22 protein-coding genes are annotated in these 25,838 nt (G+C 61.3%); 12 read left to right on the forward strand and 10 right to left on the reverse strand.

Translation table 11 applies throughout. From position 1 onward, the window contains the following. Complete coding sequence (locus IHQ72_RS14095) at positions 1 to 2,463, forward strand: arsenate reductase (azurin) large subunit (RefSeq protein ID WP_258122978.1); 2,463 nt, start codon at positions 1 to 3, stop codon at positions 2,461 to 2,463. A gap of 62 nt (positions 2,464 to 2,525) precedes the next feature. On the opposite strand, the gene IHQ72_RS14100 is transcribed toward IHQ72_RS14095, so the two are convergent. From IHQ72_RS14100 to IHQ72_RS14110, 3 genes are all read right to left on the reverse strand, one after another. After that, positions 2,526 to 4,049 (reverse strand): xylulokinase, encoded by a 1,524-nt coding sequence (locus IHQ72_RS14100; protein WP_258122979.1) that lies wholly within the window; start codon positions 4,047 to 4,049, stop codon positions 2,526 to 2,528. An 88-nt stretch (positions 4,050 to 4,137) separates the two neighbouring features. Next, on the reverse strand, positions 4,138 to 5,082 hold the full coding sequence (locus IHQ72_RS14105; RefSeq protein ID WP_258122980.1) for a shikimate dehydrogenase family protein: 945 nt from the start codon (positions 5,080 to 5,082) through the stop codon (positions 4,138 to 4,140). 37 nt (positions 5,083 to 5,119) lie between these two features. Beyond that, a complete protein-coding gene (locus IHQ72_RS14110) occupies positions 5,120 to 5,761 on the reverse strand; it encodes a glucose-6-phosphate isomerase (RefSeq protein ID WP_258122981.1) in 642 nt (213 codons plus the stop codon). Between the two features lie 481 nt (positions 5,762 to 6,242). On the opposite strand from IHQ72_RS14110, the gene IHQ72_RS14115 reads away from it, so the two are divergent. The 10 genes from IHQ72_RS14115 to IHQ72_RS14160 all read left to right on the forward strand — a co-directional run bounded on the left by IHQ72_RS14115 (position 6,243) and on the right by IHQ72_RS14160 (position 15,422). After that, on the forward strand, positions 6,243 to 6,464 hold the full coding sequence (locus IHQ72_RS14115) for a cysteine peptidase family C39 domain-containing protein (RefSeq protein ID WP_258122982.1): 222 nt from the start codon (positions 6,243 to 6,245) through the stop codon (positions 6,462 to 6,464). A 125-nt stretch (positions 6,465 to 6,589) separates the two neighbouring features. Next, positions 6,590 to 7,003, forward strand: coding sequence for an HlyD family secretion protein (locus tag IHQ72_RS14120; RefSeq protein WP_258122983.1), 414 nt, complete (start codon positions 6,590 to 6,592; stop codon positions 7,001 to 7,003). Between the two features lie 870 nt (positions 7,004 to 7,873). Then, complete coding sequence (locus IHQ72_RS14125; protein ID WP_258122984.1) at positions 7,874 to 8,188, forward strand: hypothetical protein; 315 nt, start codon at positions 7,874 to 7,876, stop codon at positions 8,186 to 8,188. A gap of 559 nt (positions 8,189 to 8,747) precedes the next feature. Next, positions 8,748 to 8,879 carry a GIY-YIG nuclease family protein gene (locus IHQ72_RS14130; protein ID WP_258122985.1) on the forward strand — a complete coding sequence of 44 codons (132 nt, stop codon included), beginning with the start codon at positions 8,748 to 8,750 and terminating at the stop codon, positions 8,877 to 8,879. 276 nt (positions 8,880 to 9,155) lie between these two features. Next, complete coding sequence (locus tag IHQ72_RS14135; protein ID WP_258122986.1) at positions 9,156 to 9,815, forward strand: orotidine 5'-phosphate decarboxylase / HUMPS family protein; 660 nt, start codon at positions 9,156 to 9,158, stop codon at positions 9,813 to 9,815. Then, positions 9,800 to 10,306 carry an SIS domain-containing protein gene (locus IHQ72_RS14140; protein ID WP_258122987.1) on the forward strand — a complete coding sequence of 169 codons (507 nt, stop codon included), beginning with the start codon at positions 9,800 to 9,802 and terminating at the stop codon, positions 10,304 to 10,306. Before IHQ72_RS14135 ends, IHQ72_RS14140 begins: the two co-directional genes overlap by 16 nt. 308 nt (positions 10,307 to 10,614) lie before the next feature. Beyond that, positions 10,615 to 12,087 carry an ABC transporter substrate-binding protein gene (locus tag IHQ72_RS14145; protein ID WP_258122988.1) on the forward strand — a complete coding sequence of 491 codons (1,473 nt, stop codon included), beginning with the start codon at positions 10,615 to 10,617 and terminating at the stop codon, positions 12,085 to 12,087. 91 nt (positions 12,088 to 12,178) lie between these two features. Beyond that, a complete protein-coding gene (locus tag IHQ72_RS14150; protein ID WP_258122989.1) occupies positions 12,179 to 13,297 on the forward strand; it encodes a carbohydrate ABC transporter permease in 1,119 nt (372 codons plus the stop codon). Further along, positions 13,294 to 14,340 (forward strand): carbohydrate ABC transporter permease, encoded by a 1,047-nt coding sequence (locus IHQ72_RS14155; RefSeq protein WP_258122990.1) that lies wholly within the window; start codon positions 13,294 to 13,296, stop codon positions 14,338 to 14,340. The genes IHQ72_RS14150 and IHQ72_RS14155 overlap by 4 nt, the downstream gene beginning before the upstream one ends. Before the next feature lie 5 nt (positions 14,341 to 14,345). Beyond that, positions 14,346 to 15,422, forward strand: coding sequence for an ABC transporter ATP-binding protein (locus IHQ72_RS14160; RefSeq protein WP_258122991.1), 1,077 nt, complete (start codon positions 14,346 to 14,348; stop codon positions 15,420 to 15,422). Positions 15,423 to 15,433: 11 nt separating this feature from the next. Here the strand turns inward: IHQ72_RS14160 and IHQ72_RS14165 are convergent, their stop codons facing one another. The 6 genes from IHQ72_RS14165 to IHQ72_RS14190 all read right to left on the reverse strand — a co-directional run bounded on the left by IHQ72_RS14165 (position 15,434) and on the right by IHQ72_RS14190 (position 22,724). Further along, on the reverse strand, positions 15,434 to 16,942 hold the full coding sequence (locus IHQ72_RS14165) for a tripartite tricarboxylate transporter permease (RefSeq protein WP_258122992.1): 1,509 nt from the start codon (positions 16,940 to 16,942) through the stop codon (positions 15,434 to 15,436). A 10-nt stretch (positions 16,943 to 16,952) separates the two neighbouring features. Next, positions 16,953 to 17,426 carry a tripartite tricarboxylate transporter TctB family protein gene (locus IHQ72_RS14170; protein WP_258122993.1) on the reverse strand — a complete coding sequence of 158 codons (474 nt, stop codon included), beginning with the start codon at positions 17,424 to 17,426 and terminating at the stop codon, positions 16,953 to 16,955. Positions 17,427 to 17,518: 92 nt separating this feature from the next. After that, a complete protein-coding gene (locus IHQ72_RS14175) occupies positions 17,519 to 18,496 on the reverse strand; it encodes a tripartite tricarboxylate transporter substrate-binding protein (protein WP_258122994.1) in 978 nt (325 codons plus the stop codon). Positions 18,497 to 18,678: 182 nt separating this feature from the next. Beyond that, positions 18,679 to 19,887 carry a mannonate dehydratase gene (uxuA, locus tag IHQ72_RS14180; RefSeq protein WP_258122995.1) on the reverse strand — a complete coding sequence of 403 codons (1,209 nt, stop codon included), beginning with the start codon at positions 19,885 to 19,887 and terminating at the stop codon, positions 18,679 to 18,681. A 159-nt stretch (positions 19,888 to 20,046) separates the two neighbouring features. After that, a complete protein-coding gene (locus tag IHQ72_RS14185; protein WP_258122996.1) occupies positions 20,047 to 21,150 on the reverse strand; it encodes a glycosyltransferase in 1,104 nt (367 codons plus the stop codon). Positions 21,151 to 21,158: 8 nt separating this feature from the next. Continuing rightward, positions 21,159 to 22,724 carry a GumC family protein gene (locus tag IHQ72_RS14190; protein WP_258122997.1) on the reverse strand — a complete coding sequence of 522 codons (1,566 nt, stop codon included), beginning with the start codon at positions 22,722 to 22,724 and terminating at the stop codon, positions 21,159 to 21,161. 171 nt (positions 22,725 to 22,895) lie between these two features. Here IHQ72_RS14190 and IHQ72_RS14195 point away from each other — a divergent pair, with 171 nt between their 5' ends. Next, the gene (locus tag IHQ72_RS14195) at positions 22,896 to 24,209 is read left to right on the forward strand and encodes a VpsF family polysaccharide biosynthesis protein (protein ID WP_258122998.1); all 1,314 of its coding nucleotides are present in this window, start codon (positions 22,896 to 22,898) and stop codon (positions 24,207 to 24,209) included. Positions 24,210 to 24,227: 18 nt separating this feature from the next. Here IHQ72_RS14195 and IHQ72_RS14200 read toward each other — a convergent pair whose 3' ends face one another. Beyond that, positions 24,228 to 25,268, reverse strand: coding sequence for a glucosamine inositolphosphorylceramide transferase family protein (locus IHQ72_RS14200; RefSeq protein WP_258122999.1), 1,041 nt, complete (start codon positions 25,266 to 25,268; stop codon positions 24,228 to 24,230). Between the last annotated feature and the right edge of the window lie 570 nt (positions 25,269 to 25,838).

Below are 25,838 nucleotides of genomic sequence, written 5' to 3' on the forward strand. Positions count from 1 at the left end.
ATGGCTTACAAACGTCACATCGACCGGCTGCCGATCATTCCGGCGGATGCGAAGAAACACAACGTCACCTGCCATTACTGCATCGTCGGTTGCGGCTACCACGCCTACACCTGGCCGACCAACAAGCAGGGCGGTACCGATGCCGCCTCGAATGTATTCGGCGTCGATCTGTCTGAGCAGCAGGCGGCCGAGACCGACGCCTGGTACGCGCCTTCGATGTACAACATCGTCAAGCAGGACGGTAAGGACGTCCACATCGTCATCAAGCCGGACCACGACTGCGAAGTGAATTCCGGCCTCGGTTCGGTGCGCGGCGCTCGCATGGGCGAACTGCGTTACTCGACCGCCCGCGGGTCGCAGCAGCAACGTCTCACCGACCCGATGGTCTGGCGCTACGGCCAGATGCAGCCGACCTCGTGGGAGGATGCCCTCGATCTCGTTGCTCGTGTCACGGCCGCCGTCGTCAAGGATCAGGGTGAGGATGGGCTGTTCGTCTCCGTCTTCGATCATGGCGGCTCGGCCGGCGGTTACGAAAACACCTGGGGCACCGGAAAACTCTACTTCGGCTCCATGAAGGTGAAGAACATCCGCATCCATAACAGGCCGGCCTACAATTCCGAGGTTCATGCGACCCGCGACATGGGCGTCGGTGAGCTGAATAACTGCTACGAGGATGCCGAACTGGCCGATACGCTCGTCTCGGTCGGCAACAACCCGCTCGAGACGCAGACCAACTATTTCCTGAATCATTGGGTCCCGAACCTGCGTGGCACTTCGATGCAGAAAAAACAGGAGCAGCTTCCGGACGAACCGCATGCCAAGGGACGGATCATCTTCGTCGATCCGCGCCGCACCGTATCGGTCAATGCGGCCGAAGCCGAAGCCGGCAAGGAAAACGTCATGCACCTTGCCATCAATTCCGGCACGGACATGGTGTTGTTCAATGCCTGGCTAACCGAGATTGCGGACAAGGGCTGGATCGACAAGACCTTCATCGACGCGTCGACCACCGATTTCGAAAAGGCGCTCGCCGCCAACAAGACCACGCTTGAGGATGCCGCGAAAATTACCGGGCTGAGTGTCGACCAAATCCGTCAGTCGGCGTCATGGATCGCCGAACCCAAGGAAGGTAAGCGTCGACGCACCATGTTCGCCTACGAAAAAGGCCTGATCTGGGGCAACGACAACTATCGCACCAATGCCGCGCTCGTGAATATCGCGCTCGCCACCGGCAATGTCGGTCGCGAGGGTGGCGGCTGCGTGCGCATGGGCGGTCACCAGGAAGGCTATGTCCGTCCCTCCGACGCGCATGTCGGCCGGCCCGCCGCCTATGTCGACAAGCTCCTGATCGAGGGCAAGGGCGGCGTTCATCACATCTGGGCCTGCGATCACTACAAGACCACGCTGAATGCCCACCAGTTCAACATGGTCTACAAGAAGCGCACGGACATCGTGAAGGATGCGATGAATGCAGTACCCTATGGCGATCGCGACGCCATGGTGAAGGCGATCACCGACGCGATCAAGGCTGGCGGCCTGTTCTCGGTCGACGTCGACATCATCCCTTCGAAGATAGGGGCAGCGAGCCATGTCTGGCTGCCGGCTGCGGAATCAGGCGAGATGAACCTGACGTCGATGAACGGCGAACGTCGCATGCGTCTCGTCGAGCGCTACATGGACCCGCCCGGCAATGCCAAGCCGGACTGCCTCATCGCGGCCGGGCTTGCCCAGCACATGGAGAAGGTCCTGCGCGAAATGGGCGACAATGCCTATGCCGACCAGTTCAAGGGTTACGACTGGAAGACCGAGGAAGACGCCTTCATGGACGGCTACAACAAAAATGCCGGAGGAGGCGAGTTCGTCACCTATGAACGTCTGAAGGCCATGGGCAATAACGGCTTCCAGGAGCCCGCCACCGCTTTCGAAAACGGGAAGATCGTCGGCACCAAGCGTCTCTATACCGACGGCAAGTTCGGGACAAAGGACGGCAAGGCGACCTTCATGGAAGCGCAATGGCGCGGCCTGCAGGCGCCGGGCAAGGAGGAGCAGAAGAAGAACAACAAGTATCTCATCAACAACGGGCGCGCGAACCAGGTCTGGCAGAATGCCTTCCTGGACCAGGAGAGCGAATTCGTGATGGACCGCTGGCCCTATCCGTTCATCGAGATGAGTCCGGACGACATGACCGAACTCGGCGTGAAGAATGGCGACCTCGTCGAGGTTTACAACGAGAGCGGCTCAACCCAGGCGATGGTCTATCCGACACCGACCGCCAGAAAGGGCGAGACTTTCATGCTGTTCGGATTCCCGACCGGCGTGCAGGGCAACGTCATCAACGCTGGCACGAATGAGCTGATCCTGCCGAACTACAAGCAGACCTGGGCGAACATCCGGAAAATCTCGGATGCGCCGGAAGGCGTGAAGCACCTTTCGTTCAAGTCGCAGGAGTATCAGGCCGTTTGAGGCCCTCCCAAGCCCGCCGCGGCGCCAGTCGCGGCAGCGGGCGATCGGGCCGATCGCAGACGTCACGGCTGCGTCGGCCGTGTGGCGGCCGCCAGTGCGTCGATGTCGTCGTAGAGCGCCTGGCTGTGGTAGTAGAGCTGGTCGAAAACGGGTTGTGTGCGCCTGTAGGTCTCGGCCCATCTGGGGTCCGGCAGGATTTCGGCGCCGTAGCTCACGAAACGCTCGGCCGCCTGTTCGACGCGCGAGAAGCGGCCGGTCGCCGTCGCGGCTATCGCGGCACAGCCGACAATGCCGCATTCGGGCTCCCGCGGAACCAGGATCGGAATGTTGAAGGCACTCGCCTTGATCTTCAGCCAGAGTTCAGTGCGCGCCCCGCCACCCGCGGCGATAACGCGCTCCAGCGGCTTGTTTGACGCATGTTCCATGATGCGGATGTGACGCGTCATGGCAAAGGCGATGCCTTCCAGGATCGAGCGATGCAGATGTTCCATGCCATGCGCGGCGCCCAATCCGAAGAACTGTGCGCGGGCGTTGCGATGACGCCCCAGGCGCTCGCCCGTGAGAAAGGGCATGAAGAGCAATGCGTCGCAACCGGCAGGTGCCTCGGCGGCGCGGGCGACGATCTCGTCGTAAGACAGCGCGTTGCCGTGGAAGGCGCGGCGAGCCCAGCGCATGCCGTCGCCGCCAGTCTCCAGCAGCACGAACGGCGCCCAGTTGCCTTCGATCGTCGCAACGTTCGAGATTTCCGGGTCAAGCAGCGGCTTCTCCGCGATCGCCGTGATGATGGCGCCCGTGCCGGTGCTGTCGGAACCCATTCCCGGCCGACAAGCGCCTGATCCGAGCAGTGCCACCGGATAGTCGGCGCCGCCGACCAGCACGGGGGTTCCTGACCGCAAGCCGGTGTCGCGCGCCGCCTGTTCGGTGACGTGGCCGACGACATCCATCGGGTTGCGGATCGGCGGCAGCTTGGCGGCGTCAAGACCCATGCGCTCGATCATCACCGGCGACCAGTCGAGCCGCTCTGGGTTCATCAGGAAGCTGCAGGACGCATCGCCTGTATCCATAGCAATCTCGCCGGTCAGCCGGTAGTTGATGTAATCCTTCGGCATGATGGCGACTGCGCTGCGGGCGTATGCGGCGGGATCGTTGTCTCGGACCCATTGCAGTTTGAAACCCGGCCATGCGGGGGTCGGCGTGTTGCCGCTTTCGGGCAGGTAGCTGTCCGGCTCATTCGCTTCCTCGAAGCGACGTACGAGATCGATGGTGCGCTTGTCGTTCCAGAGCGGCGCCGTGTCGCGCGTCAGCGTTCCGTGCGCGTCGAGCAGGACCAGCCCGTGCATCTGCCCGCAGACGCAGATAGCTGAGATGTATTCGCGGGCGCCATCGACGCGGTCCAGCACCGTCTTGACGCTCGCTCGCGCACCCTCCCACCAGTCGGTCGGCCGCTGTTCGGCCCAGCCGAACTCCGGCACGATCTGGTCGTGCTCTCGCGACGCAAGTTCGAGGATCTTGCCGGTGACATCGATCAGTGCGGCGCGGACGCTGCCGGTGCCGACATCGATGGCGAGGAAAAGCTCGCCGCTCATTTCGGGAGAGTCCTGAGATGGGCAAACATGAGACCCTCTGTCTATCGGTCAGAGCGAGCGCGGCATGACGAGAATGCGTTCCACGGCATTAGGCTTTCGCCGCTTCGATGGCGATGCGCGACATCTCGTCGAAATCCGGCCCCGACACCGGGATTGCGATGTCGAAGACCTCTGCGATCACCTGCGTCCAGCCATGCAGGAAATACGTCCAACCGTCCTCGATCTGCAACTGCTGTCGGGCCTGCTGCCGCCTTGCCCGATTAAGGAAGATCAGGTCGCCGCGATAATTGAGATCCCAGGCAATGCCGCGCTTGGGGAATTCGGCGTCATCGGTGATCGGCGAGCCTGGGGCGTCCTTGCCAAGTCCGGTCGCGTTGATCACCAGCGAGCCTGGCTTCAGCGCCGCCAACGCCTCATCATTGATCTCGGGCCGGTCTGCCAGGACATACTTGATCTCGACCGTCGACGTCATCTCTTTGTGGATGCGCTCGATTTGGTCGAGACGCGGCTGCGAACGGTCGGTGACAATGATGCGCGAAGGTCCACGTTCCTTGCGCATCAGGTGCCAGGTGATCGCTATCGTCGATCCGCCAGCTCCCATCGACAGGACTTCCGCGCCGGTGTCCGCAAAATATCCCGCCGGAATGAAACCGTCTATCGCTAGGCCAGAAGAGATCGGATCCTTGGCATGGCAGATGAGTTTGCCGCCCCGCTTCGACAGGCAACTGGTCTCATGCATTAGGCGAGCGTGCGGATCGATGACGTCGAACAGGTCGCGCGCTGCGTTGAAAAGATCGATCTTGTGCGTGGTGACGAGGGCGCCAAGCGACAGCGGGTCGGATTTCATGAAGGAGACGACCTCACGGTAGGCGTCCGGATCGGCATGGAGCGGAAAGTCGATGCCCTTGAGAACCGCATCCTTCAGTCCGAGGTAGCGTGCCCATGCGGGGAAAACCCGCATGATCGAACTGCTCGTCGTCGTGACGCCGATAAAATAGAATGTCGGCTGGGTAGCCGGCCGATAGCCGCTCATTTGCCGGTCTCCCGGATTTCCTGCGCGCGCAGCACCTTCATGCCGGCACCGTGCGGGATCGTTGCCCATAGAGGGCGGAGATCAGCTCTGCGTCGCGCGGTCGCCAATCCGGGTTGTCGACTTCCTTCCAGCCTCCATCGCCGGCGACCACGCGCGAGCGCATGCCTCCCGATCTCGCGATGATCTCGTAGTCCTGCCCTGAATCGGCGGGGTAGCAGAACAGCATCACCAACTCGTCGTCTCCGACATTGATCGAGCGGTGGATCCAGAAAGGGGGGACGTAACAGACGGTCTGCGCATCGACCGTAACGATCCGGACCTCGCCCTCCGGCGATTCCATCAGCATCAGGCCGTGCCCCTTCTGGCCATAGTAGATCTCGGGCCGGTCGGCCTGCTTGTGGATATGACCGCGCGTCATGAAATACTCGTCGCCGACCTTGCCGGGCTGCATGCTCGTGATGCCGAAAATCAGGTCGCCCGACAGTTCGGTCGGCCGGAACTCGCATACCTCGTAGACGATGCGCTCGCCCCACGTCGCGCGCATGGCTTCGAAGGCCGCAGCATCCGCGTAGAGCCCGTCCAGATCGCGGAAGCGTTTCTGGTAGCTGCCGGTTGCATTTGCCATCGCACCAGTGGACAGATCGACCTTGCATCCCGTGGGCTCAAACAATCTCGTCAAAGGACTTCCTCATATTGCGTTGCTGTTGGCGTCGGCGTTGATCAGGCCCGCACCTCCTGCTTTTCGACAAGAACCACACTTGCTTTGCAGGGTACGATTTGCTCTCCCTATGCAGACCAGCTTGGAGATTGCTGGATTATGGCAGATTTTGAGTACCAAGCCCACGACAGTAGGTTGGCCGTTGTCGTCATGCCGCACCCGCTGCCTTAAGCAATCTGAGAGAACCGCCTTGCTCCTTCAAGTCGCCTTCGACAAGCCTGAACACCTGGCTCTGCTCCCGCAGATGAAGGCCGGAGCGGCCACTGTCGGTGGACCGTTCAAGCCGAAGGTCTTATATATTCATCATTTAGAATGTAATAATATAAGCTCTTCTCTGGCATTTGTGCAACACTTCCTCTTTTCTTTACTTCAACTCTTGCTTGTGCGGCATGTATAGGCTGATAAAAGAAAACAGGGCAATTGGGTTTTGCGGGGAAGGCATGTGGGAGCGGCCACGCCGATCATAATCGGGCTGGACAGCGGCGTCGTTTGCTTGACGCTGATGACGCAGTATCTGCGCCAGCCGGCTGATCCCGACGCCATTCGCCATGACCTTGGGCTGGGCGAGCGGTTCGCCGATCGCGTCGACATCGTGCGGGCGGCAAAACGCCTGAAGCTCAAGGCCAAGATAGCAAGACCTTCGCCAGCGGCAACAAGTCGCTGATCGAGCGCCGCAAGCTGGTCAGCCTGGCCGGCGACCGGCTGGATGTCTTTGAGGAACTGGAAAAGCGGAAGGTCGGTATCAAGACCAACACCATCGACGCCCGCCAGGGCGAGCAGAGCCAGGTGATGGCGACGGTGGCCAACGAGGGCCATATAGCCGAGCTTGAAGCGACCGTGAGAACGCTTGGCGCGCAGAAGCGCGCGCGTCGCGAGGCCTATCTCGACAAGGTCGCCTCCGAACTGATCGAGATCGACCGCTCGATCGGCGTGCTGCGGCAGGACCTGGCCAAGGCCGAACTGTTCGAGCGCGCCAGCCTGCTCAAATCGCCGGTTGCCGGCCGTGTGCAGCAACTGGAGGTCAACACGCTGGGCGAAGTGGTGCAGACTGGCCAACGGCTTATGGTGATCGTGCCTGATGGCACGGCACGGCCCTCGAGATCGAGGCGATGCTGCTCAACCGCGACAAGGGTTTTGTGCACGAAGGGCAGGATGTGCGGGTCAAGCTCGAAGCTTTCCCCTTCACATAATATGGTACCTTGAATGGCAAGGTTCTGACCGTGTCCAACGATGCCATCCCTGCGGGCGTAGCGTTCCATGAAAGGTGAGAGCTGAAAATGATCTTCGAACGGCTGAGAACACCTGAAGATAGGTTCAGACCCGAAAGAAATTTCATGAAATTTGCATTAATTTCATGTATTTGTTCGTGGCTTTCGATTATTTCTGTCGGCATAATTATCTCGGACAGCAATGAAGACGAATCAAGTCGATTGTTGTTTGTTTCTTTTTTGTTATACCCATGCTTGGTTTTCATGATTGTGAACGGGATTGTAGAATTCGATGATCAAACACAATCATTGATTTCTTCCGGGTTTGATGATGAAAGGATATCATCACTCAGGTTAGCTGTGACAGCGATAATAATCGTTTTCGCAGTTTGCTATTCTCTATATTTTCTCGCGCTAAGAGTATTCATTTACATCTAACCGGGAGGTTAAAATGGACGGTTATCTCGAATCTAGAACTGGTGCCGGTGGTGTTTATGGCAGCGGACCTTATGGGTTCTCAACTAGCTTCGGTATCAAGAGAACTGTAGAATGGGAATTACGGTGACAGTGCACTTTTTCCCATGTTTGCCCGGCTGTGGCTGTGTGTAGATCGAGCGCATGGCTCGACTTGCAGTAAGCGTCGCCGATGTCGGCACCTGGGCGGCCGGTGGACAGCGAAGCACTTCCGGGCCAGGTGCCGAGCAAACCGGAAAAGCCATGAAATAGGGAAACGCGGCAGGCGGAAGCGGCAGCATTTCCAAAAGGATTGGCAGGGTCAATCTAAATCGCATGCTATCTCGCAACGGCTTGCACCAAAGCAAAATTTTCGGCAAGTTCCCCGCGTCTTAGGAGAGGGCCAACAACAATGAAGTTATCTTACATCGGCATAATGCCGGTCGCAGCAATAGTGATTTGCGTAAACGCATTCGTTTCAACCGCCGCCCACGCCAACTCGGTTGCCTTCGATCACGGATATCAGATGGCGGCTTATTTGTTTTGCTCTCAATCAATTTATAACGACAAGCGTTTTGGTGACTTCATTGTTGAGAACATGAAGTATGACAAAACTAAAGAGTACAAACGTGGCGTTGCCGCTCTGAAAGCCGCACTCAAAGGCAACCGCCCTAGCAAAGTGTGCTTCGATGCCGCTCGCGCCAGCGGTTCGTGGACCGCCCGCTGACGGCTCCAGCCTCATCGAACTCGGCCTTTAGTTGGTTGCTTATCGGCTTGCTTGATTCTGCATTCCGGCTAATTCCTGCCAATATTCTGGCACCGGTGCGTGCTTTGCCGTCCCTGCTAGGCCCGTACCCCATACATCCAGGCGTAGTGGCGCGCAAGCTGGCGGTGAGATCATGCATGCGATCTGGAGCGACGGCACGTTCTATGTCGGCGTCGGCGATCCGGAATCACGGTGACAGAATTACGGTGACAGTGCACTTTTTCCCATGGCTGTGTGTAGATCGAGCGCATGGCTCGACTTGCAGTAAGTGTCGCCGATGTCGGCACCTGGGCGGCCGGTGGACAGCGAAGCACTTCCGGGCCAGGTGCCGAGCAAACCGGAAAAGCCATTAAATAGGGAAACGCGGCAGGCGGAAAGAAAAAATGGTGCACTGTCACCGTAATTCCTTCATCATCCAGGGCGGAGCAAGGAGCGAAGCGACGCGGCGCAGACCCTGGGATCCATTCCGTGACATCCGCCGAGAATTGCAGCGGCTCAGAACAGCGACCGACTTGCCACCATGACCGCGAGCCAGAAGCGCGGCACGATCTGCATCGGCGTCACCAATGATCTCGGCCGCCGCATGACGGAGCTTAAATCCGGCGACTGCTCGCGCTTCGCCATCCGCTACGGCGGGCGGAACGCGTGGTAGGCGCTCGGTTCCGGTCCGCTGGAGCACTGCCGCGAGGCAACGGCATGGATCCCAGGGTCTGCGCCGCGTCGCTTCGCTCCTTGCTCCGCCGTGGGATGACGAGGCGAGGGGCGGTTCGGCCAATCCAAGAGGTTTGCGATCTGCCACTGAACGGAATTGTCGACGTTCGCTGTTGATTGGCTCGACCTGTCAAATCTACTGTACGCTGCACACGACAGTAGGTTGGCCGTTGTCGTCATGCCGCACCCGCTGCCTTAAGCATCCGAGAGAACCGCCTTGCTCCTCCAAGTCGCCTTCGACAAGCCTGAACACCTGGCCCTGCTCCCGCAGATGAAGGCGTTCGCCGACATTATCGAGATCGGCACGCCGTTGCTGAAACGTCTCGGCCTCTCTGCCATCACCACGGCGCGCGAGCTCTGCCCTGAAGTCATGGTGTTGGCTGATACCAAAACCGTCGACGGCGGCCAGTTCGAGGCTGATATGGTATTCGGCGCCGGTGCCGCGTTCATGACGGTCCTGTCGTGTGCTTCGTCCGCCACGCATGAGACGGTGGGAAAACGTGCCACCGCCTTCGGCGCGACCGTCATCGTCGACACCATCACCGAGTCGGGCAAGGCAGAATTGCTTCCCTTGAATGCTGTCTTCCCCGAAAGCTTCGGTTATGTCGCGCTCCACTCGCCAACCGATGCGCGGCTGGCGGGCAACACCTCCACCTCACACATCGACGCCGTGAGAAAGATGCACGATCGCGGCTTTCTGGTTTCGCTCGCCGGCGGGATCGGCCCCGACACGCTGGAAGCGGTGATCGCAGTCGAGCCTGAAATCCTGGTGGTTGGCAGCGCCATCACAGAATCCGCAAGTCCGAAAGAGGTAGCCCGATGGATTCGCGACAGATTGCCCAATCCAGGCCGTGGCTGGCCGTGGGACAGGAGATAACCGACGTTCTTGGCCGGATCGACGCTGACGCCTTTGCAAGGCTGGTGCAGGCGTTCGATGACCCCGATCAGCGATGGTTCTTTTCCGGGCAGGGGCGCTCCGGCCTTGTTGCGCAGATGGGTGCGATGCGCTTCATGCATCTTGGCCGGATGGTGCATTTCGTCGGTGAGGTATCGGCGCCATCGATCCGCAAGGGCGATGCGCTGCTGATCGTCTCCGGCTCTGGAGAGACGCCGGTCAGCACAGGCTTTGCCCGCATCGCCAAGGCGGAGGGCGCCAAGGTCGTTACGCTGACGCATAAGCCAGCGGGGACCCTGGCCGGCATTGCCGATGTCACGCTGCATGTCCCTGTCGGGGAATCGAAACAGTTTGGCGGCAGCCTGTTCGAGCAATCCTGCCTCATCCTGCTCGACAGCGTTGTGCTCGGCCTGGCGCAGCAGATATCCGACGCGCACAGACTGATGTTGTACCGCCACACCAACTTGCAGTGACGCCCATGCCGACGGTGGTGAGCACCGGTGACGGGATTCCCGGCGGCGGCGCGCTCAAAACGGCTGCGCACCCTTGGGTCACGCCCAGGGTCATGCCCGAGGCAATGCTTTTGGGCGATATGCATTAGCCGGGAAGCCCCGCTGGGCACCTCACCTTCCGTTGCGGCAAGGCACTGGACTCGCTGCGCGATGCCGATATTGTGCTTGAGGAGCGTTGGTGCCGTGCTCTGGCGACGGCAGCCGACGGGGAGATACCGGCGGCTTGGTTTTCGCAGGAACAAGTCCCGGTCAACACGGGAGGAAGTCTGATGAGAATTGGGGCCTTTCTGGCCGGCGTTTCGGCCTTTTCCGCGCTGGTTGGCGCACCTGCCTTCGCGCAGGACAAGCCGTTTGCGGGAGTTACCGTGAACGTCATTACGCAGACCGGTGCGATTCAGGAGCCGCTGCAGAGGCGCGCGCCCGAGTTCGAAGCGCTCACCGGCGCCAAGATCAACGTCATCGCGGTGCCCTTCTCGGATCTCTATCAAAAGATTCTCACCGACTGGGCGAGCGGCACCAACTCGGTCGACGCCGGCGTGTTCGCCCCGCAATGGATGGTCGACTACATTGCCGGCGGCTACCTCGAGGACCTGACGCCGCGGGTCGAGGCCGACAAGGACATCCAGCAGGACGATGTGGGCGCGTTCTTCCGGGACTTCTCCGAGAAGTACAACGGCAAGACCTACATGATCACGCTCGATGGCGACTTCCACATGATGTACTACCGCAAGGACGTGCTCGAAGCGGCCGGCCTGGCGGTGCCGAAAACCTGGGACGAGTATCTGGAGGTCGCCAAGGCCACGCATGGCAAGGACATGAGCGGCGATGGCACGCCGGATTTCGGCTCGTGCATCGCCAAGAAGCGCAACGCGCAGAGCTATTGGTTCGTCACCGATGTGGTCGGCTCGATGACCCAGTCCAAGGGAACCAGCCAGGGCACTTTCTTCAACACCAAGGACATGACGCCGCTCGTCAACAACGACGCCTTCCGCAAGGCGCTCGACTTCCTGTCTGAATCGACCAAGTACGGCCCGCCGGACGAGCTAAACCTCGACGTCAGCGACACAAGGCCGCTCTTCGCTTCCGGCCGCTGCGCGCTGAACCTCGACTGGGGTGATGTGGGCACGATCTCGATCGATCCGGCCCAGTCGAAGGTGATGGGCAAATGGGGCGCGGCGATCATGCCCGGATCCAAGGAGGTCCTGAACTGGGACACCGGCAAGCTCGAGGCCTGCACGGCAGAAAACTGCCCGCACGCGATCGACGGCGTGAACCATGCACCATTCGCCGCCTTTGGCGGCTGGGGCGGCGGCATCAACGCGGCGGCCGATCCGAAGGTAAAGGACGCCGCCTACGCCTACTTCTCGTTCATGACGCAGCCGGCACAGTCGAATGCCGACGTGACCGTCGGCGGCACCGGCTTCAACCCGTACCGCACCTCGCAGCTCAGCTACAGCGACCTTTGGAAGAAGGCCGGGATGAGCGAGGAGGAGGCTAAAATCTACCTGGGCGCGATCAATGACAGCATGAGCAGCCCGAACATGATCCTCGACCTGCGCATCCCACAAAATCAGAAGTACCAGCAGGTCGTGCTCGACGAGGCGGTCTCGCGCTTCCTCGCCGGCGAAATCGACAAGGAAGCGACCGTCGCGGCAGTCGAGGAAGGCTGGAATGAGCTGAACGAAGAGATTGGCAAAGACGAGCAGCTCAAACTTTACAAGGCGACCATCGGCGCCAAATAGGCGTCAAGCAATCGACCCGGCGTGGCATCGGTCCGCGCCGGGTCTCATGCCTGCCACACTTTCCCGGGTTATGATGACCGCAACCGACACCATGCCAGAAGCTGCCGACCGCCGCAGCTGGGCCGAATGGCTGGACGGTCACTCGGGCCGGATCATGGTGCTGCCAGCCGTCATCGTGCTTCTCTGCTTCGCGATTTTTCCGCTCATCATCTCGGCCTATCTCGCGCTTTCGCGCTTTGCGCTCGCGTCGGGCGGATTCACGCTGAAATTCATCGGACTTTTGAACTTCCGCAAGCTGCTGGTCGGCTCGCAGCAGTATCACCTGCTCGGCAAGTTCGGCACGTTCGGCTTTGTCCAATCCGCTTTGCTGGCGTTGATCGCGGCAGGGCTGTTTTTTCTTCTCGCCCGCTATCTCCAGCATGGCAGGCCGACCATCGCGGGCGTGGTTGGTCGCCTTCTCGCGACGGCAATGGCTATGGGCCTGGCGGTACTTGCGCTGGCCACCATGGCGCCTGGCGGTGTGCCAGGGACTGTCGTCAACACGCTTCTCTACGTGTTCGTCGGCGTATCCGTGCAGTTCGCACTGGGACTGGGCCTCGCGCTCCTCTGCGGCCAGCCTATCCGCGGCCGGAATTTCTTTCGTGTCCTCTTCTTCATCCCGCTGATGGTGACCCCGGTCGGCATCGCCTACACATTTCGCATGCTCGCCGACATGCAGAAGGGACCCTTCGCCCCGCTCGTGCGCGCTTTCGGCATCAGCGAGTGGTCGTGGGCCACGGAGGCCTGGTCGGCACGGCTGATGGTGTTGGTCGGCGACACCTGGCAGTGGACGCCGTTCATGTTCATCGTGCTGCTGGCGGCCATTGAGAACCAGCCGCGCGATCAGGTCGAGGCGGCGCGGCTCGACGGCGCCAACGGCTTCCAGATTTTTCGCGACATTACCTGGCCAGCGATCGCGCCGATTGCCGCTACCGTCGTGCTGATCCGGCTCATCGAGGCTTTCAAGATCATCGACCTGCCGAACGTGCTCACCGGCGGCGGCCCTGGCCTGGCGACGGAATCGATGACGCTCCATTCCTTCATATCCTGGCGCACCCAGGATCTCGGCGGCTCGGCCGCTATCGGCTACATGCTGCTCTTCATCTCGACCATCGTATGCGTCTCGTTCTTCAACTTCGTGGTCCGGCCGGCGCGCCGGTTCGAAGCATGAGCGCCGAGCCGCGCTCACTGGCGCGCCGGCTGTTCGAGCCGGCTTCGATCGACAGCCAGGCGCCGGTCGCCAGGGTCGTGACCTATGCGCTGCTGTTTCTGTGGGCGCTGGTTGTGGTGGTTCCTCTCTACTGGGTGTTCATCACCTCCTTCAAGGGCCCTGGCGAGGTCGACAACGGGCCGTTCTATCTCCCGTTCGTCGACTTTGCCCCTTCGCTGCAGGCATGGGATTTCATGCTCGTGCAGAATTACACACTGCGCCCTTATATGAATTCCGTCGTCGTCGCGGTGGCCAGCACGCTGCTCGCAGTCCTGATCGGCTCGCTGGCGGCCTACGCGCTCGTGCGTATCCGCTTCCAGGTGAAGCTCGCCGCCGTTGCAATCTTCTTGATCCTGCTCACCGCAATCATCGTGGCGGTGGCCACTTTCGGCGTGCGGTGGGAGATCGCCATTGCCATGGCAGCCGCTCTCTTCATCATTGCGCTGTTCACGCTCGTTGGACGCACGAAGCTTGCGGTCGGCAACAACGACATTGAGTTCTGGATCATCTCGAACCGCATCATGCCACCGATCGTCGCCGTGTTGCCGATCTACGTGATGTTTCAGCAGATGCGTCTGCTTGACACGCAGGTGGCGCTGATCGCCACCTACACCGCCATCAACCTGCCGATCGTCGTGTGGCTGACGCGCGATTTCTTCGCCGGCATCCCGCTCGACCTTGAGGAGAGCGCACAGATAGACGGAGCCTCCAAGTTCCGCGTGTTCTTCACCATCGCGCTGCCGCTGGTGCGATCCGGCCTGGTCGCGACCTTCCTGCTGGTGCTGATCCTTGCCTGGAACGAGTATCTGCTGGCCCTCTTCCTCTCCAATGCCGATGCGCAGACGATGCCGGTGCTGGTATCGGCACAGAACACGACCCGCGGGCCGCAATGGTGGAACATGTCGGTGTTGATCACCGTGATGATCGCCCCTGTGATCGTCATCTCCAGCATCCTGCAGAAGCACATCGCGCGCGGGCTGCTGGTCGGCGCAGTGAAGGGCTAGTCGATATGCGGGTCACCCTGTCCGATATCTACAAGTCCTTCGGCGCGGTCGAAGTCGTCAAAGGGCTCGACCTGGAGATAGCGGACGGTGAGTTCCTGGTGCTGCTCGGCCCTTCGGGATGCGGCAAGACGACGGCGCTGCGCATGGTCGCCGGGCTTGAATCGGTGAGTTCCGGCCGCGTCCTCATTGGCGACCGCGACGTCACCCACGTGCTGCCCAAGTATCGCGACGTGGCGATGGTGTTCCAGTCTTACGCGCTCTATCCGCACATGACGGTTGCGGAGAACATCGCATATCCGCTGAAGCTGCGGGGCGTGCCGCGAACCGAACGCGACGCCTCCGTCCGCAGCGCCGCAGTAAAAGTCCACCTTGAGGAGTTCCTCGACCGCTATCCACGGCAGCTTTCCGGCGGTCAGCGGCAGCGCATCGCGCTCGCCCGCGCCATGGTGCGGCGGCCGAGCGTCTTCCTGATGGACGAGCCGCTCTCCAACCTCGACGCCAAGCTGCGTGGCCACATGCGCTCGGAGCTGAAACGCCTGCAGGCCGATCTGGGCGTGACGACGATCTACGTCACCCACGATCAGATCGAGGCCATGACCCTGGCTCACCGTGTTGCCATCATGAACCGCGGCGTCGTGCAGCAGATCGCGACGCCCCGACAGATCTACGACGATCCGGCGAACCTGTTCGTCGCCGGCTTCATCGGCTCGCCGCCGATGAATTTTCTCCAGGGCGAGCTGGTCGAGGGGACCTTCGCCTGCACCGAAGGACGATTTGCGACCAGCGTCGCCGAGAGCCGGAACAAGGTCACTGCCGGACTCCGGCCCGAGGATTGCCGGGTCACGGACCCATCGCAGGGCAAGATCGCGGCGCGGGTCTACGCTGTGGAACTGATCGGCGATCATACCTTGATCACCTGCCAATTCGGTGGGGCCACCGTAACCGTCAAGGCCGACAAATCGGCGCACTACGATATGGATGAGCCGATCGGCATCACCTTCCAGGACACCGCTGTCTTTCTGTTCGATTCGGAAACCGGAGCCCGCATCGGCGGCCGCGCCCGTGGACAGGCGGCCGCGTGACTTTCGCTAATCTAATTCTCCTCCACAAACACCTCTTCGCGCTTCTTCTTGACCGCCGGCAGGAAGACGATGACGAGCACGGCGAGCGCGATGAAGAGCAGGCCGGCGCTGATCGGCCTTGTCACGAAGGTGGTCGGGTCGCCGCGCGCGAGAATCATGGCGCGGCGCAGGTTTTCCTCGAGCAGCGGGCCGAGCACGAAGCCGAGCAGCAGCGGCGCGGGTTCGCAGCGCAGCTTGGTCAGGAGATAGCCGAGGAAGCCGAAGAAGGCGACGGCGTAGAGGTCGTAGATGTTGGTGTTGACGCTGTAAACGCCGATCGAGCAGAACGCCATGATGATCGGAAAGAGCACGTAATAGGGGATCGTCAGGAGTTTTACCCAAAGCCCGATCAGCGGCAGGTTCAAAATGATCAGCATCAGATTGCCGATCCACATCGAGGCGATGATGCCCCAAAACAGCGCCGGCTGTTCGATCGCGACATTGGGGCCGGGCACGATGCCCTGGATGATCATTGCGCCGATCATCAGCGCCATCACCGGGTTGGCCGGAATGCCGAGCGTCAGCATCGGGATGAAGGAGGTCTGCGCACCGGCATTGTTGGCCGATTCCGGTCCGGCGACGCCTTCGATGGCGCCCTTGCCGAATTCCCCCGGGTTTTTAGATACGCGCTTTTCGACCGTGTAGGAGGCAAAGGCTGCAAGGATCGCGCCGCCTCCCGGCAGGATGCCGAGCGCCGAACCGATGATCGTCCCGCGCACGATGGGCGCCGCCATACGCCGAAAGTCCTCGCGGGTCGGCATTAGGCCGGAGACCCTTCGGATCATCACGGAGCGCTCGTGCTCGTTTTCGAGGTTGCGCAGTATTTCGGCGACGCCGAAGACGCCGACCGCCACCGCGACGAAATTCAGCCCGTCGGCATATTCGCGGATGCCAAGCGTGAAGCGCGGCGTGCCGGTGTAGATGTCGGTGCCGACAATGCCGAGCAGCAGGCCAAGCACGACCATCGCCAGCGCCTTGACAATCGAGCCGTGGGCGAGCGCGACGGACGAGACAAGGCCGACGATCATCAGCGAAAAATACTCGGCGGCGCCGAATTGCAGCGCGATCGCGGTCAGCGGCGGGGCAAAGATGGCGACGAGGAAGGTCGACACCGTGCCGGCGAAGAACGAGCCTATTGCCGCGATGGCAAGTGCCGCACCGGCGCGGCCGTTCTTGGCCATCTGGTAGCCGTCGATTGCGGTGACGGCTGACGAGGATTCGCCGGGCATGTTGATGAGGATGGCGGTGGTCGAGCCGCCATATTGCGCGCCGTAATAGATGCCGGCGAGCATGATCAGGGAGGAAACCGGGTCGCCGATCTGGAAGGTGATCGGCAACAGCATGGCGATGGTCGCGGTGGCGCCGATGCCGGGCAGGACGCCGATCAGCGTGCCGAGAAGGACGCCGATCAGGCAGAAACCGAGGTTTGCCAGCGACGTCGCCGTCGAAAAGCCGAGCGCGAGGTTGTTGAGGAGTTCCATATTCAGCCCCTCACAATACCAGCCATGAAGGCAGCCACGGGCCGAAGCGCCGGAACGGCAGGCCGAGCGCGTAGCTGAAGACGAGGAACGCAAACAGCGTCAGGCCGGCGGAGAGCACGAGCGCGGTCAGCGGCCTCATGCGGCCGCTGGCAAAGGATGCGATCAGCGCCGTCAGGAAGATCGAGGGGAGGAAGCCGAGGCCGCGCACGGTCAGGCCGAAGAAGATCGGGGCAGGGAGGATGAACAGCATGCCGCGCCAGGCTACATGGCCGATCGGCTCGCTCTCGAAGCGCACCGCTTCGATGAGGATGACGGCGCCAAGCAGGATCAGGACGATTGCCAGGACCAGGGGGAAATAGCCCGGTCCCATGCGGAAGGCGGTGCCGATTTCGAGGTCGAGCGACTGCAGCGCGAAAAATCCGCCGAGAAAGATGAACAGCGCGGCGCATATGCCGTTGGTCGTGTCGATTGTGAAAGGTTTCATGTTGTCCTCCCAGGCCCGCGCCGCGGGCGCACCGCAATACGAAAACAGGGCCAAAGCAAAAACGGGGCGCTGGTGGCGCCCCGTTCAAACCCTCAGTCGGCGTACTGGCCGGCGGCTTCGATGATCGGCTTCCAGCGCGCGATCTCGCCTTCCAGCTTGGCCTTCAGCGCGGCCGGCGTCGCGTCTGCGTCGGACGACGGCTTGGTGCCGAGCTCGGCGAAGCGGGCGGCGACATTCGGGTCCTTCAGCGCGACTTGAAGCGACTTCGACAGGCGCTCGGTGACCTCGGCCGGCGTGCCCTTGGGCGCGTAGAGGCCATGCCAGATGCCGACCTGCACCTCCGGGAGCCCGGCTTCCGTCGTCGTCGGGACGTCCGGCAGAACATCGAGGCGTTCAGGCGAGGTGACGGCGTAGGCCTTGATCGTGCCGCCCTGGATCTGCTTGGTGGTATTGGTCGTCTGATCGCACATGATATCGACCTGACCGCCGAGAAGGTCGGTCATGGCCGGGCCGGTGCCCTTGTAGGGCACAGTGACCAGCGGCGTACCGATCGCACTCATGAACAGCATGCCGCACAGATGCGAGGCCGCGCCTATGCCGGCGTTGGCGACGGTGACGGTATCCTTGTTTGCCTTGGCGTAGTCGACCAGCCCCTTCAGATCGGTCGGCTCGAGGTCCTTGCGGCCGACGATGGTCATCGGCACCTCGGTAACCAGGCCGACATACTCGAAGCTGTTCAGCGTGTCGTATGCGAGCTTTCTGTATAGCGTCGCGCTTGTCGCCATGCCGATGTGATGGAGGAGCAGCGTATAGCCGTCGGCCTCGGCGTTCGCGACGCGACCGGCGCCCAGCGTGCCGCCGGCGCCGCCGACATTCTCGACGATGATCTGCTGGCCGAGATCCTTCGACATGGCTTCCGCGACGAGGCGCGTGACCGTGTCGGTCGGGCCGCCGGCCGAAAACGGCACCACGACGGTGATGGTGCGTTCGGGATAAGTTTGCGCGCCCGCGGCGAACGAATACAGCGTGACGGCTGCGACGGCGGCCAGAGCGGCGGCGAACTTTCTCATCGTGATTTCCTCCCAGGATATGAATTCCCAACCAACTGCCTCGAGTCCCTCTCAACACCGGCTGTGGATGGACCAATAACTAGCGCATGTTAGCGGATTGCAATCGGACTGAAACCGCAAACTGCGATTATGTACAACCGTCCACGCAAAATCGGCCGGAGGCGAGGCCGACCCGCGGCGAACTAAGCTCTTGTCGACTTTCGAATGGCATGTTCGACGCCGCGGAGTTCGGCCAATCCCTTGAGCCGGCCGATGGCCGGATAGCCGGGCTGGGCCCCACGCGTCAGATCATCGAGGATATCCTGGCCATGGTCGGGGCGCATCGGGATGACGGCGTCCTGGCGTCCTTCCTTCTTACGCCGCGCTTCCTCACGGAGTAGCGCCGCCACCACCGCCACCATGTCGGTGTCGCCGGCAAGATGCTCGTCCTCGTGGAACGAGCAGGGGGTGCCGGCCGCTTCCTTGCGCACATTGCGCAGATGCGCGAAGTGGATCTTTGGCCCCATCCGCCCGATCATGCCGGGTAGATCATTATCCGGTCTTGCGCCGAGCGATCCCGTGCACAGTGTCGCGCCGTTGGCCGGGCTGTCGACTGCGTCCAGAATGGACCTGTAGTCGGCCTCGGTCGACATGACGCGCGGCAGGCCCAGCAGCGGAAACGGCGGGTCATCGGGGTGGCAGCAGAGACGCAGGCCGAGGCGTTCGGCCGTAGGCACGACCTCCGCCAGGAAATCGACGAAATGCTGGCGCAGGGTTGTTGCGTCGATGCGGTCGTAACTTGAGAGTTGAGCCGCGAGGCCGTCGAGAGACGTGTCTTCGGTCGAGCCGGGCAGGCCGGAATTGACGCTTCTTGCCAGAATCTTCCGCGCAACGTCATCCATTCGCGCGTATCGCCGTTCCGCCTCGGAGACAATCTTCGGCGTGTAATCGCCGCGCGCCCCTTGGCGTTTCAGGATATGGATGTCGAATGCGGCGAAGTCGATCAGATCGAAGCGCATGGTGGTGCCGCCATGCGGCAGGCGCCAGGCCAAGTCGGTGCGGGTCCAATCCAGCACGGGCATGAAATTGTAGCAGATGACCGAAATGCCGGCCCGCGCCAGGTTTTCCAGCGATGTCCTGTAGTTGGCAATATGGCTGCGCCATTCGCCGACCTGCGTCTTGATCGCTTCGGAAACCGGCAGGCTTTCGACAATCTCCCAGTTCAGATCGCTTGCGCTTGCATCCGGCAAAGACGCGACTTCGCGCTGGCGTCTTTCGATTTCGGCGGGCAGCCAGACCGAGCCGTGAGGAACGTGGTGAAGCGCCGAGACGATGCCTTGCGCCCCGGCTTGACGCGCATCCGCGATCGTCACCTTGTCGACTGGGCCGAACCAACGCCACACGTGTCTCATTCGAATACTCCGTAAAAAGGATCCCCGCGAGGCTGCCCGCCCGCGCATCCCGCCGCGACCGACCTGCTGCTTCTCTTCATCGGCTGCTATCAGATTCCGGTGTCGGCGCGAATGCCGATAGCGGCTGGCGTCAATCAACGCCAGCGCGAAATTTCCTGGCTAAAGCAGCGCTTCGTAAAGGTCCCCGATCTTTTCAACTTCGAAATCCGCTGCCCTGCTCTCCAGGATGGCGGCAGAAGTGGGGTGGTCCAGCATCTCAGCCATCGCCTTTGCCAGGGCCGCGGCATCGCCGACCGGCACCAAGGCGCCGAAACGACCGTCACCGAGAATCTCGCGCGGGCCATGCGGCGCATCTGTGGAGACTACGGGAATACCCGCAGCCATGGCCTCGACCAGCACATTGCCAAAGCCTTCGCTCGTCGAGGAAAGGACGAACAGATCGGCTGCGCCATAACAGGCCGCGGGGTCGTTGACGTAGCCGGCAAAGAGCACATCCGCGCCGATACCGGTTTCCTGGGCATAGGTGCGCAACTCGGCAGCCAGCGGGCCTTCGCCGAAGATGACAAGCCGAACGCGGCGGCCGGCGCGCAGGATAGCGAAGGCCTGGAGCAAGGTCCGATGATCCTTGACCGGCACCAGGCGCCCGGCGGTGGCGATGACCGGGCCATCGCCCATCGTCGCCAGCTTTGCCTGCCATGCATAGGAATCTTGCTGGAGCGCCGCAACCGGCGGCAGCGGGTTGTTTATGACGACAACCTTGGATTGAAGGCCGCGGGCCGCGATGTCTCGGCCGACACCGACTGAGACGGCGATGGCTTTGGTTGCGCGCGCTGCAACCAGCGCGGAAAGCCAGACCGCTATTCTCGCGCCAAGGCTGCTGGAAGGCAGTGAGGCCGCTGCGTGGAAGCTTGGAAAGAACCGCGCTCGGCTTCGCGCCAAGAGAAGCGCCAGCGCCACGACCAGATTGGCAAATTCGGGGGCGCTATAGACCGCATGGGGACCAAGGCGGCTGAACAAACGTGCGCTTCGCACGATGCCTTTCAGTGTCTCCCATTTGCCGTAACCCTCGCCCCGGATGGGAAGGTCGAAATCGACCATATGCACGGCAGGGGAGCGCAGCGCGGCGTTGGGTCCTTCGGCGTTCCAGGTAAAAAGTGTGACATCGTGCCCACGCGATGCCAATTCATTCGCCATGAGGACGAAGACACGCTCGGCGCCGCCGCCCCTGAGACTGGCAATATGAAAAACAATGCGCTTCGCCATGCCTGGATTCAGGCTCGGCTGACGTCGATGCCTGATCGGTTCGGCGGTTGGCGCACGTCGCGCACTATTCCCATGGCAAGGGCAAGCAGCATGCCTAGAGCAAAGCCAGCGAACGCTCCCAGGCCTGCCGTCAGCGGGGTGCGGGGCGGCCACGAGCGCCCCTTTGGCGGCACCGCGGTGGAAATCACCTGTACATTCGTGGTGTCGATCTGCTCGCGCTCGGTGATTTGGCGCGCGCGAGCCAGGAAGCTTTCATAGATCGTCCTCCTCGAGGCGGCATCGCGTTCAAGCTCACGCAGGGCGACCTGGGACTCGCTGTCGGTGAAAACATTGCTCTTCAGATCGTTCATTTTGGCGCTGAGAGAAGCCAACGAAGCGTTGGCCTTATCCAGGTTGGCTTTTGCCGTTCCGACCGTGCGGGAGAACTCCGCCCTGAGTTGAGAACTGACGGTTTCGAATTCTGTCCTCAGCCGGACAATCGTCGGGTGGCGCGGACCAAAGGTCATGGACTGCGAATCGATTTGCTGCCGCAAGCTATTTGCCTTGTCGCGCAGTGCTGCGAGTGCTGCCGAAACCGCGGGGTCAGGATTGGCTCCATTGACACCGGAAGCAACCAAGGCGTCGTAACTTGCCTGCGCAGCGATGACGCGCGATTGCGCCTGTCCAATTTCGCTATTGAGCTGCGTCATCGTCTGCGAACTGACAAGCTGGCCATTGCTGGAGGACAGGTTGTGGCTGCGCCTGTAGCTCTCGACCTTCTCTTCGGCCGCCTGCACGTCGCGCTTGAGTTGGCCGAGCCGGCCCTCAAGAGCAGCTGCGGCACGGCTGGCACCAGCAGCTTCGGCCTTGGCCAGTTCTTCCTGGAAAACCTTCACTATGGCTTGCGAGATCAGGATCGCCTTGCCGGTGGTTTCTGCCGACACCGAGAGGGTTGTGACGAACGAGGTTTCGTCTGCAGCGACGCTGACCCGCTCCACCAGGCTTTTCTGGGCGATAAGCTTCGGATCGGACTTGCCTCCACTCGCTGCACCACCAGACGTGGCGGCGCTCTGGTCCGGGTCGAAAAACTCCGGATCGTCGGCCAGACCGAGTTCGTCCACTACACGTGCAAGCACGTTGCCCGAGGTCAAGATGCGCTGCTTGCTGCGCGCGTTGAGCAGTTGGCTATCGACCTGGCCCGGTTGCGAGTAGAGATCGTTTTCCACAACCTGCAAATTGGCGGGATTGATGAGGATTTCTGTCGTAACGGTATAACGCTGTTTGCTCAGCAACCCATAGGCGGCTCCGACGACGCCGCCGGCCACTGCCAGCATCAATGCCACGACGAGCCCGGCACGCAGCCAGACAAACAGGCGTCGAAAATCGAGCTCAAGGACATCGCCGATTTTGTCAAGCGTCACCGTCGGGACAGGCTCGGGCGTGTGCGGAGTGACAGGGGCGGAGGTGCGTGCCATGACTGGGGCATCCTGTTGCAGCCTTGCCCTGCTGGCGCGCCGCGCATTGGCGATCCGCTCGAGTGCGCTGATATCGGAATCCGCCGCAGAGGGAGGGGTTGTGCCGGAAGCGGCGGACATGGTGCTAACTCTGGTTATTCGCTACGCGGGACAGCACTACAGAAAGATCGTTAATATCTCATTTTCCAAGTTGCCATATTTTGCCGCTTCGCGCACCGCGTCCGTTCGGCGGACCTCTGAATGGATCTCGTTGGCCAGAATGCCGTTTGAATACCCCGACTTGGATGGGCCATGAGCTATCCCGCTGCCGCATCGGAACGATTGTTGTCCAGCCAGGCGCGCCGTCAGAACGCACTGTCGCTTCTGTTTTTCCTATGCACAGCGTTCGCGTTCCTGCTCCGCTTCACGGTGTCACCGCAGATTATGAACATGGTCGTCGACTATACTGCCGACGGTGGCTCATTCTACGAGAAACTGCATTTCGGAACCTATGCTATCTTTCTGCTGCTTCCTTTCGTTCTTTTCAGCCGACCGTTTCTGCTGCAGGGCGACGAAATTGGAATATTCAAGGCATTGATGCTCTATTCCGCGCTGATTTTCGCGCTGGTGCCGTATCTGTTCATCACCGGCCGTGCGGGCTCCTCCGGGTTCATCATCGATACCTATCTGGTGGCGGGCGCCGCAGGCCTGTTGATGCTGGCCTTGAACGCGGAAGTGCGGCGGGCACTGGGCGACGTGGTGCTTGGAATGGTGATCCTCAGCGCCGTGATGGGCACGATCGAAGCGGTGACTCAACATCGATTTCTGCCTTACGGTCTGAACGAACTGCAGTTCAGGCCAATCGGCCTATCGGCGCACCCGCTGGCACTAGGCGCGCTCTGCGCCACAGCCATCGGGTTCGTGCCGCTGACGCGCTGGCGCATATGGGTGCGGGTGCTGGCGATCTTCGTATTGCTTATCGGTTGTGCTGCGTCAGGCGCTCGCGCCGCCCTGATGCTCGCTGCCGCAGAAACCCTCATTCTGCTGATGTTCGTGCCTTGGCCGCGCCTGACGCTCAAGCACCAGCGGCAGGCCAAGTCCGTGGTGCTGCTGTTCGCCCTGGCGGGCGGCGCAGTGCTGGTGGCCATTCTGTTTTCGGGCGGACTGCTGAACCGATTCGGCAACACGATCTTTGACGAAAATTTCATGGCTCGGGTGACGATCTACCAGGTGTTCGGACTTGTTAGCTGGAAAGACATCCTGTTTGGCATGAACGTCGACGACCTGCTGGCGATCGTCAACGAGAAGCTGCATCTGCCCTACATCGAGAGCGCGCCGGTGGTCATCATCATGCTCTTCGGCCTGCCCATAGCCGTGCTCTTTATCGCGCTGGTATTCTGGTTCATTTTTCGGCTGCTGCGCGCGGCGCCGCTGCCGGCATGGATCGGCACCATGACGTTCCTGCTTGCTGCGCTGTCGAACAACGCGCTCTCGTCAAAATCGCCGGAGATCGCGATCATCGTGGTGCTGCTGCTTGCCTATAGAAACGCGCCGTATAGAAAGCAGCCGAAGAGCATTTCTTCGGCCGCGGTTGCATCCGAGCCGAAACTGGATCGGCTCGACTAAGCGCAACCTCCGGACGCGTCAGCCGGCGCTATCCACAACCTCGACATTGCCTGCGCGGTTAAGCGTGTGAATGCCCGCGCGGAGCCATGCCGGCCCCGGGCCGATCGGGCGGGGTGGCGCAAAACGAACATCGAAATCGTCAAGCCGATCCAGCCGCATCAACCCGAGACCGCCGCCATAGGCTCTCGACCCGTTTTGCACCGGCAGAACCAGGGTGTCACCCTGGCGAATAAAGGTGCCGCCGGGCCGAGCGGCCGAGTGATCGACGGCGATGGGATTGAGCGCATGCGCAACCCACGGCCCACGCAGCGAGGGTGAGGAATAGACCGTCATCGTATCCGACGCGCTGCCAAAACCGAACCGCTCCGTCCCCACCAGCCAGAAGCGGCCATCCGATTCGAGCAGCGTGGCGTCATTGAAATCCTTGTCCGTCATCAGCACGGTGTCGCGTACCCAGCGATCTGGAAACTGCGTGGCGCGGTAGAGCACAAGCTCACGCGCCGCCCCACTTTCCGGAATCATGAAAATCTCGCCGGCCTGAGCGAACACCTGCGGATACGACAGGTGGTGCGCTTCCTCCAGCACCACCCTCGGCATACCGAAGCTGCCGTCGTCAGCCAGTTCGGCGACAGAAATCACGCCGCGACCGGTAGCGTAGGGAAATTCCTCGACAAACAGATAGTGGCGGCCATCGCGCTCGAGGACGAATGGATCGGCATAGAATCGCCGGCCATCGTCCGCGAGGACGGTGAACGGCGTACCATCGAGTCGCCCGGTTTCGGCGACACCTGGTCCGTCGATCAGCCGATAGGCAACCTGCCAATAGAAGGGACGCCGTCCAAGTCTGCGTTTTTGCACGGCGCGATCGATCAATCCCTTGAAGAAAAAGGGCAGGTAGTGCCGGACAAAACCGCCGTTCCTCAGGATCGGTGCCGGGCTATCAGCAACCGGCACAAGTTCGCCCGCGGAAAAACGGGCGACGCTTTGCGCAACCAGCGAGATGGCCCCAGCGAGCAGGTCGTTGCAGCTGCGAGACAGCCAGAGCCGGTCGCTGAGCATCGGTCGCCCCCGGGCGACTGTGATGCCATCGAGGCGAACCGCAAGTTCTGGCAATCGCCCGCTTGCCAGCATCTCGGCCACACCGGCGGGAAAGGTGCCGTGGCCGCAAAATTCGAGCGTCAGTACCGGCGTGCCTCGTCGTGCGGCAGTGCCGGTGAGATCGATTACGAGGTCGGCTGGACCAGAACCGCCAGACGGCAACGGCTCGGAGCGGCTTGCCAATGAGGGACCGAAGCGCCGGCTCTCGATCGCCAGCACAATATCCAGGCCGCGTGCGGTCGGCGCGGGCGTCGGCGCGCGGCTGCTCGAAACCACGTGACCAGCTGCGTTCAACCGCACCAGAAGCTCATTTTTCCAGCGCCGAGATCCGGCGATGTGGCCGATGATTAAAATATTAGTCAATCGAATATGTTCTTTTTCAAGACTACTCTGCCAGGATACCTATCGGTCTAGTCTTTCATAAGAGTTACCTCAGGAGATCGTGGGCTTGGCTGTTAATCATATATTAAGATTTAAGGTCACGAAGGCGGCTTCTGCTGCTATTATAGCTCTTGTGGCGAATAATCAGCA

Origin of the sequence: Mesorhizobium onobrychidis, from assembly GCF_024707545.1 — a bacterium.
GTDB lineage: Bacteria > Pseudomonadota > Alphaproteobacteria > Rhizobiales > Rhizobiaceae > Mesorhizobium > Mesorhizobium onobrychidis.